This window comes from Vibrio sp. CCB-PB317, from assembly GCF_022808245.1.
Taxonomy (GTDB): domain Bacteria; phylum Pseudomonadota; class Gammaproteobacteria; order Enterobacterales; family Vibrionaceae; genus Vibrio; species Vibrio diabolicus.
Window position 1 is genome coordinate 1,966,772 of record NZ_JALGNU010000001.1, and the last position, 14,167, is coordinate 1,980,938.

Sequence of the window (14,167 nt, forward strand, 5' to 3'; positions counted from 1 at the left end):
TGTTAGGCGCTTGGCTTATAGGCAAAGTTCATCAATCATTTGCTCAAAGTTAGGGTACTTTGATTTGGCCACGCTTATGATTTTAGACACTGAGCTTTCATTTGACGCTGCAACCTCCTGAGCAAAGTGCAAAAACTTACTATTTAGGGGGCGATTCAAATCAGGAGAAGCAACAGCCTCGTATGGCCCAAGACCATGTGCAAACAACCAAACATAGTCTCCAAAATTTTGTGCAACCACCCCGACTTCACCATCAGAGCCAAAGAAAACAATAGATTGTTGCAAAAGATCTTCGACATTGTTGACTAGCCAAAAAGCAGCGTAACCGCCAGAACCATCTTGACCAAAAATTAAATATTCATGCCCATTGAGTGAAGAATTACCAGTCCATGCTTTAATCCATTCTGATGTTTCTTCTTGTGAATAGAAATCATCATATGGTTCAAAATCAATTCCCTCACCGTCCGCGTAGTCAATTTCTATTGAGTGCAGTTTTTTTAATTCATCTGGAAAAGCTCTATTCATCTTATCTCTCCATACTCTCTGGACAACGCCTAACGCTCTGCTAAGGGGTGAACAACGCAATACCGATGCCGCCGCATGCCCCTTAATCACTAAAATCAACGCATAGTAAAAATGCCACGCGTTGTGAATCCCTCTTAAGCAGCTTGTTAGTACGCAGCCCTTAAAGCATTTGGCACACGCCAAGATACTGAAATATAGCACGAAATTTGTGGTTAAAAACACAGAAGCCTAACGGACAACTGCCAATCTAAAAACCGACCTCAAGACGAAAGTTGGCTAGAAGAAGAACATGCGAAACCACCCTTTTTCACCGCTTTCAAATTTGCAAAGGATTCGATCACAGGATTTGAACAGCCACACCAAAGAACTAATTTTAGGGTTAAACACCAACAGCAAAAAAGAAGCCACGCCAGAGAAATTACCCAAAAGTTAGAAACCGTAAACGGTAAAATCAAAGCGAACTCAGCTCATATAGTGCCACCGGAGCGAACGTGAAAGGCACATTTGAATAGGTGTAAAGCTGGGAAAAGAAACCAATAAACATCAAGACTTTTGACCTTTGATGTCAACCCAGTACTAACGCTCTGTTAAGGGGTGAGCAACGCGATACAAAAGCCGCCGCATACCACCTTAAACATTAAACTCAACGCATAGTAAAAACGCCACGCGTGCCGAATCACTCTTAAATTGTTTGTTAGTTGCCCATCTCAAAGTCTAGTGCTAACATTTGTACACACACCAACAAAGGAATACATCATGGACACTAGAATTCAATTTCGTGTTGATGAAGAAACAAAACGCCTTGCTCAACAAATGGCTGAGAGCCAAGGTCGCACTCTGAGTGATGCTTGCCGTGAACTTACTGAGCAACTTGCTGAACAACAAAGAAAAACATTATCTCACGATGCATGGCTAACTGAACAAGTAAACCTAGCATTTGAGAAGTTTGACTCAGGAAAATCTGTTTTCGTTGAGCACCAAACTGCTAAGTCTCGAATGGAAGAGCGCAAAGCCAGAATCCGTAATCGAGGTAAGCAATGATTTTATGGGAAGAAGAGTCACTTAATGATCGTGAAAAGATCTTCGAGTTTCTCTATGACTTCAACCCTGATGTGGCAGAAAAAACTGACAACCTCATTGAAGCAAAAGTAGAAAACTTGCTTGAACAACCTTTAATGGGTGTACAACGAGATGGTATCCGCGGACGATTGCTCATTATTCCTGAGATTTCGATGATTGTCTCTTACTGGGTCGAAGGCGATATCATCAGAGTTATGCGTGTACTCCACCAGAAACAAAAATTTCCTACGGATTGATTGCTTCCTCTGGGGAACTAACGCCGCATTAAGGTGTGAGCAACGCAATACCGATGCCGCCGCATACCACCTTAAACACTAAACACAACGCATAGTGAAAATGCTACGCGTTGCGAATCACTCTTAAACAGTTTGTTAGTTCTTTGACCCACTGAGTGCCTGAGGTTTATAGCCTAGTGAATCCAAATCAACACCTTGCTCTAAAAGGAGTTTTTCAAACAATGGTAATAGTGGTCCAAGGTTTTCATTTAACGTGTCACGAACCGTATCAACAACTACTTGGGTACCACGCTCGATTTCTATATTGATAAAGTCACCACTGGCTTTTGATTCGAAAACCGTCATTCTACGAGTCTCAGGAATAAGCCAAACTTCAAACCAACCTTCATGCTTATTTACGTCAGCTACAGTCAAGCTCGCTCCATTTAGAGCTATATAACCTTTAGGGAAAACGTATCTTTTCCAAGCATCAGGGAGTGCTAAGCGAACACAATAGTTATCCTCAATTTGTTTTACGTCGACGATAGCTACATTAAAGTCCACATGACCAGATAGCGGGTGACCGCCAATTTCTGCCCCATCTTTTGCGGCTCTCTCAGCGTTAACTAATTGGGATGAGCAATACTTACTCAGAGTTGTGATCAAGAGGCTTTGCAGCATTACGTCGAACTTAACACGAACATCTGACTGTATTTCAGTGACTGTCAGACACACACCGTCAATAGCAATGCTTGCCCCAATTTCTAGATCAGTACAAAACCCTTTAGGGAAGTCGATAACAAAAGTTCTAATCCCTCTTTGATCTGTCACATCAACAATTTCGGCTACCGCCTGAACTATGCCTGTAAACATACTTACTCCACTGATATTAAAACAACTTTGAGAACTAACGCCCTGTTAAGGTGTGAGCAACGCAATACCGATGCCGCCGCATACCACCTTAAACACCAAACGCTACGCATAGTAAAAATGCCACGCGTTGCGAATCACTCTTAAACAGTTTGTTAGGCAAATTTTACCTTCGCTACTTTCAATATGTACACAATAATAGCGACTAATAGTGCCCAAGGCATCGCAAACCACCAATAGTATGGTTCCTGGCTATCAGCAAGGTAGTAATTAAAAACTATAATTACACTCACAATTGTCGAAATGACATATGCTCCACCTAAAGCCATACAGATATCTGAGTGATGTTTAGAAAGTTCAAATTCACGCAGTTGAAATACGATAATGAAAAACACAAAAGGGCTAAAAAGACAAACTGCAATGTGTAGAAATGAAAGAAGAATTAACCACCCAAGTGTCATATGTTTTCCTTTTATTTGTCTAACGCCGCATTAAGGGGTGAACAACGCCACCACCTAACCTAAACCATTGTGCCGTAAACACTAAAGCCAATTCAAACCAAAACTGCCAAGCGTTGTGAATCCCTCTTGAATGCTTTGTTAGTTGCCAAACCTAAAGCTTTGATTTGAAGTTTGTTACCGCTTTGACAACACTAGATTTAAGTGTTTTAAGAAACTCAAATCAGGCGTAGTTTCAAAGCGACTGTCACTGAAACCACTTGGAACATGAAACGCCGTAGAAAACGAGCTAACAACACCAAAAAAGCGCCTTTGGACAAACAATGTTACAGAGCTAACTTTCAACATATAAATCGGTTTCTGAAATAGAGAATACAACCACAAAAGAAACCAACGCACGATTTTACAAACCCAAATAACTCGAAATTGAAATACGAAAACCGAGCCAAAAACACACGAACATTAACCCCAAACATTCTGCTTTAGTTGCGTTTTTCTCGTTGGCAACTAACGCCGCGTTAAGTGGTGAACAACGCGACCACCAAACCTAACCATTGTGCCGTAAACACTAAAGTTGAATCAAACTGAAAATGCCAAGCGTTGTGAATCCGTCTTAAACGCTTTGTTATACAAACTGTTACAGCTTATCCGCCAACTTCTTAAGGTAAGATTTGGCTAGTTCATTTTTACCCCGGCTTAACCACTTTATACACTCCAAAAGTTCCCAGATTAAGCCTTGGTCACCATTTGTATATGCAGGAAAGTCTTCATGCTTTGGCGCTGGAGCATCGGTTAATCGTGACTCCACCGCACCTGCTTTATCAAATAGCACTTTAAAAGGTCTAGAGATATCAAAAGGTTCGCTTAGATCTAGGCAATGAATCTCTGTGCTGGTTAAATCCGTAAAAATGTACTTTGTAAAGTAAGCATTCTCGTTATGAAAGCCTTGATTACGATAGAAAATTTCTTTACCACGCTCAAAAGCCGAGAAGCACTCTTGTGTGGACTTATGAAATTCATTTTGGGTAAGAATCAAAATGTCAGCGTCAGATACTCGGTCACCCTTACCTGCAGCCAATGAGCCTAATAACACTACGGCAACCACATTGTCTTCGGAAATAAACGCAGAACAAGCAGATCTAACCAGTTCATTTTGAAGGGGAAGATTTTCAAGATTAAGTTCTTCTAAACTCACAGTTACCTCCGTTTGTATAACGCCGCATTAAGGTGTGAGCGGCACTTGGCTATACTTTAGCGAAGCGAAACTGCCAAGCGTTGCGAATCACTCTTAAATGCTTTGTTATATGAAAATTACAGATACATCTCACAAACTTCTTCTAATGTCATAAAGTAACTAACTATCTCTTTAACAATTTCATTGGCTTTGGCTTTTTCGCCCTCAATAAACCGTAAAGATTTTTCTTTTAGGTTGGGGTATTTTTCAAACTTTTTGTCGGTAACCGCTTCAGCAGCCCAAGTTCCATTTCTAGATGCTGATACGATATTACACAGTAATTTAAACGCATCTTCATCGTCTACTAACTTGGTAAATTCTTCTTCAATATCTCCAAACCTTTCGATAAACATTTTTGCGGTATCGAACTGACTTGAGCCAGCATCTGAGTATATTTCGTCTAAATAAGGCTTTAATAGTAAATCCTTATTAGCAGATACAATCCTAATTGTCCCATTCCTATACGGTACTTTTTTAATGAGCTCCATGAAGTTTTCTGAAAAATCAATCGCAGCACCGTCCTCAGATAACTTCCTCATTACTATTACAGGGTGGGACAACGATGTAGACACTTCGTTAAACTTCATTTCCTTAATTCTTGATGACAACAAAGATTTGAACCGAGCTTGATCAACCGCACACAAAAAGCCTCGCAGTTTAATATTTGCGCTTAACATTGATAATGCTTTTTCATTATAATTTTGGTCATCCATAACCTTGGAAATGACTCGATTAACCAAGTCTTGATTTAAATCCTCCCAATCCAGTGCTGCCATGCCGTCAAGGAGAAAGGATGCGTTCTTTTTTCTCTCGCCTTCACTTTCTTTGAACTCAAGTAACAACTTACTGAGCATATAAGGATATGAGATTTTATGAATATCTTTAATTTCGTGCTCTGTAACATTTCTAGTATCAGTAATAAACGTTGATGTGAAAAAGTTCACATTCCCAAGCCTAGACAAAATTCTGTCTACCAAACTATTTGTACTTAATACTGGTTTTGATAGAAATTTTTCTATTACTTCAGAGAATATATACCTAGCCTCCTCTGCACTAGGGGAATGCCCAGAGGGATGTGCTGACTTATTCCTTCTATCTTTTATTAGGTCAACCGTGTCTTTATCCAAACGTGATATTAGACCAATTGATGCTAATTGTTCTAGAAGATAGTTTTCATATACATCTTGCGATTGCTTTCTTTTATTAATTTCAGCAAGTAAAGACTTTGCCTTTTTGTTTACATCTGAAACAGCTTCCAGCTTCAATAAAAGATCATCAAATAGCGAAATATAGCTAAGAATTATGGAGCCTCTATAAGCACCTGCATAGTAACAAGTCATCGATTCTTTCATATAGTCTTTGATCTCTTTGTTTACAATTTCCGAGAGAAGATCTTCGAAATCTTTTAAGTTTGCCATTATTTACCTTTTCATATAACGCCCTGCTAAGGGGTGAGCAACGCAATACAAAAGCCCCCGCAAACCACCTTAATCACTAAATTCAACGCATAGTAAAAATGCCACGCGTTGCGAATCCCTCTTGAGCAGTTTGTTAGTCGCGAGGCACCGAGCGACAATTTTAAGCCGAACTAAACTTTGCGAACAACAAACTTTATGTGCTTTGATGCATTTAAGTCAGGCGTAGTCTCAAAGCGGCTAGTCAATGAAACCACTTGGAACAAACAACGCCGCAGAACACGGACTGACAACACCAAAAAGCGCTTTTGGAAAGCCAATCTCACAGTGCGGGCTTTCAACAAAGTCACTGAAACCAAGTGGAACTTACCACACCAGAGAAAACGTCATTTCAGCGAGTAAATCTACTTTTGTACCCAACAAACTCACCGAGCAGAGTTGCAACCAAAAACAGACTCTCGATTGCCCTGCTCTGTCAGCACCAATGGACAAAACAGCCGCTAGGGCAGTTACAAAACTTTGGACTTAAAACAGCTGAAAATGAATTTGGATCAACAACGATGAACCTGTGAACCGAACAACAAGCAGCCAAATTTTGAGCTTAGAAACATGATTTTGATTGCTAGCTTTTTCTGGCGACTAACGCCGCATTAAGGTGTGAGCGGCGCTTGGCTATACTTGAGCGAAGCGAAACTGCCAAGCGTTGCGAATCACTCTTAAATGCTTTGTTATGATTTTTGTTTTCTCAATGCTTCCTCAAGACGACTTACTACTACCAGAGAGCGCTCAATGTCATAGCTAATAGACTCATCGCCAACGATAACTTTATTAGCGGATGTTAAATATTTCTTTTCTAGATTCTTGGTTAGCCAACTTAATTTACCTGCTTTTTGACTCAGAAATTCTACTTTTTCTTGCTCGCATAGCATCGTATCTATAATGAATAGACAAATTTGGTCTTTCCACCAATGAGGCACATTGCCTTGTTCTCTTCCCTTTTTAATAAGTACTGAAACACGCCCGATAAGTTGCCTATACATAAAGAAAATTGACCAAAGATGCTCACCGCAATACAAACGATGCTTCTCCAATTCAAAACTGTCCGCCATCATTTTCGTGATATCACTATCAAATATTTCAGGGAAGTGTTTTACATCACACGTACCAAAATCTACCCCGAACTCCTCATCTACAAGTAAATCAGCGTATGTTAATAACAGGGGTTTTGTGGAATTGATTTCAAGCAAACCGCACCAAAGCTTATCGATGGCTTCAATGCTTTTCTCGTAAGAAACTTGTGTTCGATTGATGTTAGTTGCATGAATGAAATTCGCGACACCAATACTCTGTTCAATTTGGCTTTTATGCTTGTATAACTTCTTATCGTACTCGTGCTTAATACTGTTTTCTAACCGAGTCTTAAACCATGTTTTCAATAGAAAGGATATGGCAGCACCACTTAAAGCACCAGTAAGACCAGCCGTAATTATTTCTAGTGACATAACTTTCCTTAAAAATCATAACGCCCAATTAAGGTGTGAAGCACGCAATGACCAAGCCAACGCATAGCACTTCAACACCAAAAGCCACCGCATGCTAAAAATGCCACGCGTGCTGAATCACCCTTAAATTGTTTGTTATGTGCGAACAAGTCGCATTGGAACAAACCTTACGCCATCAACATTTTGCTCACCTTCTGTGGCAATAAAACCTTGAGACTCATAAAAGTTTAGCGCGTTAACAGACGCCCTCAATCTTACTTCACTGGACTCAGTAAGTGATAACAAATTGTCTAGCAACAGTTTGCCTAACCCTTTGTTTTGAAACTTAGTGTCAATGAAAAGATGAGTAATGTAATCATTTTCTCTCAACGCAGCAAAACCAATGACTTTGCTGTTTTCTATCAGCTTAAGGTTTTGAAACTTTGATTTATCAAATGTAGTTTCAACATCAGACCGCACTTTTGAAGAAAACATCGCCTGCCCTTCATTGCTGAAATGAGGGAGTATGTCTTTGTCGACAACGCGCTTAACCAAGTCAACCACTTGGAGAAAGTCAGATTCTTGAGTTTCTTCGATTCTCACGTTTATCTCCCTAGCACATAACGCCCTGCTAAGGGGTGAGCAACGCAATACCCAAGCCGCCGCATACCACCTTAATCACTTAAACCAACGCATAGTAAAAATGCCACGCGTTGCGAATCCCTCTTGAGCAGTTTGTTAGTTTGCAAACCCAACGGCTTGATTTTACGTTATTTTAAACTTTGCGAACAACAAACTTTATGTGCTTTGATGCACTTAAGTCAGGCGTAGTCTCGAAGCGGCTACTCAATGAAACCACTTGGAACAAACAACGCCGCAGAAAATGAACTCACAACACCAAATAGCGCTTTTGGAAAACCAATCTCACAATGCGGACTTTCAACAAAGCCACTGAAACCACGTGAACTTACCACACCAGAGAAAACGCCGTTTCAGCGAGTAAATCGGCTTTTGAACCAACAAACTCAACGAGCAGAGTTTCAGCAAAAAAGTTCAACTCAGTTAACCCAAAAGTCGCCGCACAAAAGCACAAATCAACCGCTGAAACGATGCCAATTCTGGATTTTCACCACGCTAATTAACACTGAAATTGAACACCGATACGACAATTTCAACTTTGAGCTTTTACCACTAGATTTTGCTTTATAGCTGCGTTTTTCCTCTTGCAAACTAACGCCCAATTAAGGTGTGAGGCACGCAGTACCAATGCTTCCGCATACCACCTTAACCACTAAAACCAACGCATGGTAAAAATGCCACGCGTGCCGAATCACTCTTAAATTGTTTGTTAGTACGCTGTTCCAAAACCTTTTGGTTTGCACCAAGATACTGAAATATAGCACGAAACTGTTGGCTTAAAACGCTGAAGCCAAAGCGAACACTCCGCATATAGTGCCACCGGAAAGAACGTGAAAGGCACACCCGATCAAGTGCAAAGCTAGGAAACAAAACCAATAAACACTGAATTTTTAACCTTCGATGCCAATCCCGTACTAACGCCCTGCTAAGGGGTGAGCAACGCAATACAAAAGCCGCCGCAAACCACCTTAATCACTAAAATCAACGCACAGTAAAAATGCCACGCGTTGCGAATCCCTCTTGAGCAGTTTGTTAGTTTGCAAACCCAAAGCATTGACTTTACGTTGTTTTAAACTTTGCAAACAACAAACTTTATGTGTTTTTATGCACTTAAATCAGGCGTAGTCTCAAAGCGGCTACTCAATGAAACCACTTGGAACAAACAACGCCGCAGAAAACGAACTCTCAACACCAAAAAGCGCTTTTGGAAAACCAATCTCACAATGAGGACTGTCAACAAAGCCACTGAAACCACATGAACTTACCACACCAGAGAAAACGCCATTTCAGCGAGTAAATCGGCTTTTGCACCAACAAACTCAACGAGCAGAGTTTCAGCAAAAAAGCTCAACTCAGTTAACCCTAAAAGTCGCCGCACCAAAGAACAAATCAACTGTTGAAACGATGCCAATTTTGAATTTTCACCACGCTGGTTAACACTGAAATTGAACGCCGATACGACAATTTCGACTTTGAGCTTTTACCACTAGATCTTGCGATATAGCTGCGTTTTTCCTCTTGCAAACTAACGCCGCATTAAGGTGTGAGCGACGCTTGGCTATACTTGAGCGAAGCGAAACTGCCAAGCGTTGCGAATCACTCTTAAATGCTTTGTTATACGCTTTTCTTACGCGGATCAAAATTAACTTCAATTACCTGTAAGCAAGATTTTAGCTCTGGGCGAAGTGTTATAGCTAGTTCATAACAGCATTCGGAACAAATAGGTGACATTACGTAGTTAACTGGAATACCTTTTTCCTCAAGTTTTCGATATGTATCTTCATACGTAGAGAGAATAGCTACATCTAGCTCAGCGAATTCCCAAGGGTAATGATACCGAAAAGACTCTTTTTTCTTGTCCTTGAACTCGCAACAAATACATAAATGTCTACCAGGAACATGGTGAAAACCCTTATATTTACCCTGTTCAACAGTGTTCCAAATTTGCTCTTTTTTAACTTTGGAGCATGACAAAGCTCTATAAATTCTTCTTTATCATTTAAGTTTATCGACGACTGCAATGAACACATGCTATCCGTTAACTTACAGTTCCAAATATCAGCAGGTAAGCTAATACAGCCTTCTGGACAATTTATGTGTCCATCTTGTGAAGAGCAAGACTCAATATGAGGAATAGCTTCATATCGAATTTGGTCATTAAGAAACCTTTTCGCAACGGATATGGTATGTTCGTAGTTCATCCCAGCATAAAAAAGTGAAAAAGTAGGTCGAAAGAAAGTTAAATGAAAACCACCATCGTGATGCTCAGTAACTTTAACCAACGATTTTGATTTCATATCACCTCCTGCGTATAACGCCCTGTTAAGGTGTGAGCAACGCAATACCGATGCTGACGCATACCACCTTAAACGCTAAAACCAACGCATAGTGAAAATGCCACGCGTTGCGAATCACTCTTAAACAGTTTGTTATATTTTTTTGTCTTTAAAACCTTTTTCGAGCTTCTGTCCCAATGAAGTGATCAGTGCACGCTTTGGTTTTAAGTCTCCAGACTTTTTGTCACGCCCATATACGACTGTAATATTGGCTTTATAGTTTCGCTCAAAAGCAATTTGCTCAAGATTCTCGTCTGAGTTAAAGCTAATTGGAATCCTTTTGTTTTCGGAGATCGAAGGGATATGCGCAGCCCAGCCAGTTTTATGACGCTCCAGATCCATGCTAGTAATGTAAACATCGACGTTATTTTGAGGAATAGATACATCGCCCTCATTGAAATCATAACTTGGAAGAGCCTCCACCAACTCACTATCAAAAGTTACTATTGGTGCATCAGATGCATTGGCACCAGAGAAAAACTTAACTTCAGCTCCCTGCTCTAACTTAGCTGGTGCAATAATTTTTCTTGCTTCTTTAGCAACCTTTGTTTGACCATGTACCTCAATTGCATGAGCAATTGCAGACTGAATTGCATCTGGCGTTGTACCGTATGCTTCAGCTCCTATATTGATGAATATGTTATTGTTTGCTTGGATTGTAGCAGTGCTCTCGTCGCGCCCACCAAGCAACTTTTTCATGTGATCAAGCGCCATAGAGGCTCCTGTTACAGCAAGTATTGCTACTAGTACAATCAAGCCGTTTCGAATATTCTTGTTAGTTATTCCTGCATTCATAAGTTTTTCATGAGCCCAGTCGTTTACACCAGTCAAATGGCAGTCTAGTGATTGCTGACTACCAAAAGCTAAACCAATTAGTAAGACCTCCCAAAGGCTACCTTTACTGACCTCATCAACGTAAACCTTGATGTCTTCAATAACGAGGCTGTCATCAAGGTGTTCAAGCACCGTTGGAAGCATTTTTATTAATTCTGAATACCCTTGTAGTGATGCGATAACATCATCCAACGGAATTGGTTCTTTGTTGCTGTAGTAGATTTTTTCTTGTGACTCAATATACATCTTTATCCTCAGAGCCTAACCTAGCCAATTAAAAATATAACGCCTTGTTAAGGTGTGAGGCACGCAATACCTAAGCTTCCGCATAACACCTTAACCACTGAAGCCAACGCATAGTAAAAATGCCACGCGTGCCGAATCACTCTTGAACAATTTGTTATGTTCACGGCTACTCTAAATCAACGGTAAGGTTAATATCTTTAAACTGCTCGAACTCTTGCGGACTTAGACTCAATAAAAATTCGAATGGGGAGCTGTTCTTTACTGCTTTTTCGACCGCGTTATCAAACGAGCGAAGCCCACTAGTTTTTAGTACCGAGAATTCGGTAACCTTAGCTTTATCATTAAGTTTGAAGTTTACACGGACATCGTACCCTAGATACTCATCTTGCTGGTTCAATTCATCTTGTATTCGCACTTTCATCAAGGATGCATTGTGAACTAGTCTAGCCTCTGGCGAATCATTGAAACCAACACACCCAGCAACAAACATTGATATTAATGCAATAAAAATTGCGTTTTTCATTATTAACGTTCCTTGAACATAACGCCATGTTAAGGGGTGAGCAACGCAATACCGGAGTTGCTGCAAACCACCTTAATCACAAAAATCAACGCATAGTGAAAATGCCACGCGTTGCGAATCCCTCTTGAACATTTTGTTATGTGAATTTATGCCTCTGATATATAAACACTTACTTCACGATCTTTACCTTGCATGCGGTTTGTCTGATCGCCCACATATTTTACACCGAGCTTTTTAATGACTGATTTTGAACGATCATTTCCAACTAAATGCATTACTTTTAACCTTGTTAATCCATAATGAATTTTTGAAAATGAAATCAGAGCCTTAGATGCTTCTGTAGCATAACCACTGCCCCAGTAAGGAACTCCCAACCAATAGCCCAGAATACCCAAACCATTTTCCAGTTTTGGAAAACTAATAGCACCAATAAGCTCAGAACTCTCTTTTAGGACAATGGCATAGACAATACCTTTACCACTTACAAACAACTCAGCATGGGTACGAATCCAATTTTCAGCATCACAGACGCTATACGGATAAGGAATATTTGCCGTCATTTCTGATATTTGCTTGTCGCCAGCCAACTCTGAAACTCGCTCAGCGTCAGACATAGAAAACGGTCGTAATATTAGTCTTTCACTTTCAATTGCTTGCTGCATAATTTCCCTATTCACATAACGCCCTGTTAAGGAGTGAGCAACGCAATACAGAAGCCGCCGCAAACCACCTTAAACACTAAAACCAACGCATAGTGAAAATGCCACGCGTTGCGAATCCCTCTTGAACAGTTTGTTAGGGCGCAGAGCCTATTGATACACGCTGACTTCTATTAAGTTCTTATCAAGATCCAAAAAATAGACAGATTGGATTGCACCAACAGCTCCTGATTTTTCGACTGGACCCTCTATGATTTTGACATTTTCTTTGACTAAATGGTTTACCACTGATGTCAACGGCCAATCTGAAATTAAGCAAACATCACCTGAACCAACATTAGCTACATTTCGCGGTTCTTGGCCAAGAAGCTGAAAGTTAATCTTTTGATTTCCGAACGTTACAGCCTTACGGCCATTGGCAAAAGTCACCTCTTCCATGCACAAAACCCGTTTATAAAAGTCCACTGATTTTTCTATGTCGGAGACTGTGAGAACAATATGATCTATGTGATGAATCATCATTTTACTCCTTGCGCCCTAACGCCGCGTTAAGGGGTGCAGGCACGCGATACAAAAGCTACCGCATAGCGCCTTAAACACTTAACTCAACGCATACTAAAAATGCCACGCGTGCCAAATCCCTCTTAAACGCTTTGTTATACGCATGAACGTTAAAGCCAAAATTCTACGACAAGCTCTACTTTGAAACCATGATTTTTATGTGCTTTGATGCACTCAAGTCAAACTTAGACTTACCGCGACTTACCACTGAAACCACTTGGAACAAACCGCGCCGTAGAAAACGGACTGACAACACCAAAAAGCGCTTTTGGAAAGACAGCTTCACAATGAGGTCTTTCCACAAACTCACTGGAACCACGTGAACTCACCACACCAGAGAAAGCGGCATTTCAGCAAGTAAATCTGCTTTTAGAAAGGCAGACATGCAGAGCTGAGTTTCAGCAAAAAGGGCAGCCTGGGCTGACCCCAAACAATCAGCACCAAAAAAGAAAACCACCGATAAACAGCGTGCCGAAACTGAACCACGAACCGAAGAAAACGAGAGTTGAAACTCGGATATCTCGACGCCCCAAAACCAAAAATCAACGCTGAAAATCGAGATTATTGACCTGAATCTTTAGGTTTTCTTTATATAGCGTATAACGCCCTGTTAAGGGGTGAGCAACGCAATACAAAAGCCGCCGCATGCCACCTTAAACACTAAAATCAACGCATAGTGAAAATGCCACGCGTTGCGAATCCCTCTTGAACAGTTTGTTATATGCGTACTGGCACCCATCACCACACATACAACTTAAAGTAAACCAAGAAAGATGCTATGAAAATAAGCCCACACCAAGCGAAAAATACGAAGGCTTTCGCCTCAGTTTCTGCTTCTTCCATATCGGGAAGTAAAGCCATGAAATAGCATCCGATTGGAACTAATTCGTACATTTTACCTGCATATTGGTTATTCATGCCTAAGAAAGGTGGTACATACAAATACAGAGCTGAATAGCTGACAAAAAAGATAGTAACTAAAATTCTATTCCAACCTACCTCTTCGCCTTCTTGGTACAGCTTAAATGACAGGTAGATAGCACCCAATATTGCTAGTATCAAAAACATCCTGTTCAGAAATCCCTAAAGCA

The 14,167-nt window shown here is 40.5% G+C and carries 14 protein-coding genes and 1 pseudogene; 3 read left to right on the forward strand and 12 right to left on the reverse strand.

Features of this window, described 5'->3' with window-relative positions; genetic code table 11:
* Positions 1-15: 15 nt before the first annotated feature.
* Positions 16-525, reverse strand: coding sequence for an SMI1/KNR4 family protein (locus tag MTR11_RS09020; RefSeq protein ID WP_243327338.1), 510 nt, complete (start codon positions 523-525; stop codon positions 16-18).
* 756 nt (positions 526-1,281) lie between these two features.
* On the opposite strand from MTR11_RS09020, the gene MTR11_RS09035 reads away from it, so the two are divergent.
* Positions 1,282-1,566: a type II toxin-antitoxin system RelB/DinJ family antitoxin gene (locus MTR11_RS09035; RefSeq protein ID WP_005398409.1), complete on the forward strand. Its 285-nt coding sequence runs from the start codon at positions 1,282-1,284 to the stop codon at positions 1,564-1,566.
* Positions 1,563-1,841, forward strand: a complete 279-nt coding sequence (locus MTR11_RS09040; protein ID WP_140139439.1) for a type II toxin-antitoxin system RelE/ParE family toxin — start codon at positions 1,563-1,565, stop codon at positions 1,839-1,841. Before MTR11_RS09035 ends, MTR11_RS09040 begins: the two co-directional genes overlap by 4 nt.
* Positions 1,842-1,976: 135 nt before the next feature.
* Here MTR11_RS09040 and MTR11_RS09050 read toward each other — a convergent pair whose 3' ends face one another.
* The 4 genes from MTR11_RS09050 to MTR11_RS09070 all read right to left on the reverse strand — a co-directional run bounded on the left by MTR11_RS09050 (position 1,977) and on the right by MTR11_RS09070 (position 5,800).
* On the reverse strand, positions 1,977-2,693 hold the full coding sequence (locus MTR11_RS09050; RefSeq protein ID WP_023585735.1) for a riboflavin synthase: 717 nt from the start codon (positions 2,691-2,693) through the stop codon (positions 1,977-1,979).
* 152 nt (positions 2,694-2,845) lie between these two features.
* Positions 2,846-3,151 (reverse strand): hypothetical protein, encoded by a 306-nt coding sequence (locus MTR11_RS09060; protein ID WP_243327340.1) that lies wholly within the window; start codon positions 3,149-3,151, stop codon positions 2,846-2,848.
* 634 nt (positions 3,152-3,785) lie between these two features.
* Positions 3,786-4,343 carry a nucleotidyltransferase domain-containing protein gene (locus MTR11_RS09065; protein WP_243327341.1) on the reverse strand — a complete coding sequence of 186 codons (558 nt, stop codon included), beginning with the start codon at positions 4,341-4,343 and terminating at the stop codon, positions 3,786-3,788.
* Positions 4,344-4,459: 116 nt separating this feature from the next.
* Entirely contained in the window at positions 4,460-5,800 is a 1,341-nt protein-coding gene (locus MTR11_RS09070) for a hypothetical protein (protein WP_243327342.1), read from the reverse strand.
* Between the two features lie 244 nt (positions 5,801-6,044).
* Here MTR11_RS09070 and MTR11_RS24165 point away from each other — a divergent pair.
* A pseudogene (locus MTR11_RS24165) lies at positions 6,045-6,369 on the forward strand (hypothetical protein).
* Positions 6,370-6,525: 156 nt separating this feature from the next.
* Here MTR11_RS24165 and MTR11_RS09080 read toward each other — a convergent pair.
* From MTR11_RS09080 to MTR11_RS09145, 7 genes are all read right to left on the reverse strand, one after another.
* A complete protein-coding gene (locus tag MTR11_RS09080) occupies positions 6,526-7,299 on the reverse strand; it encodes a hypothetical protein (protein ID WP_243327343.1) in 774 nt (257 codons plus the stop codon).
* A 135-nt stretch (positions 7,300-7,434) separates the two neighbouring features.
* Positions 7,435-7,881 (reverse strand): GNAT family N-acetyltransferase, encoded by a 447-nt coding sequence (locus tag MTR11_RS09090; RefSeq protein ID WP_109170488.1) that lies wholly within the window; start codon positions 7,879-7,881, stop codon positions 7,435-7,437.
* Positions 7,882-9,722: 1,841 nt separating this feature from the next.
* Entirely contained in the window at positions 9,723-10,214 is a 492-nt protein-coding gene (locus MTR11_RS09105; RefSeq protein WP_140201174.1) for a hypothetical protein, read from the reverse strand.
* A 132-nt stretch (positions 10,215-10,346) separates the two neighbouring features.
* Positions 10,347-11,333: a hypothetical protein gene (locus MTR11_RS09115; protein WP_050633414.1), complete on the reverse strand. Its 987-nt coding sequence runs from the start codon at positions 11,331-11,333 to the stop codon at positions 10,347-10,349.
* A 166-nt stretch (positions 11,334-11,499) separates the two neighbouring features.
* Complete coding sequence (locus MTR11_RS09125; RefSeq protein ID WP_243327347.1) at positions 11,500-11,856, reverse strand: cell envelope integrity protein TolA; 357 nt, start codon at positions 11,854-11,856, stop codon at positions 11,500-11,502.
* 146 nt (positions 11,857-12,002) lie between these two features.
* Complete coding sequence (locus MTR11_RS09135) at positions 12,003-12,518, reverse strand: GNAT family N-acetyltransferase (protein ID WP_157625630.1); 516 nt, start codon at positions 12,516-12,518, stop codon at positions 12,003-12,005.
* 147 nt (positions 12,519-12,665) lie between these two features.
* Positions 12,666-13,034, reverse strand: a complete 369-nt coding sequence (locus MTR11_RS09145) for a VOC family protein (RefSeq protein ID WP_024701877.1) — start codon at positions 13,032-13,034, stop codon at positions 12,666-12,668.
* Between the last annotated feature and the right edge of the window lie 1,133 nt (positions 13,035-14,167).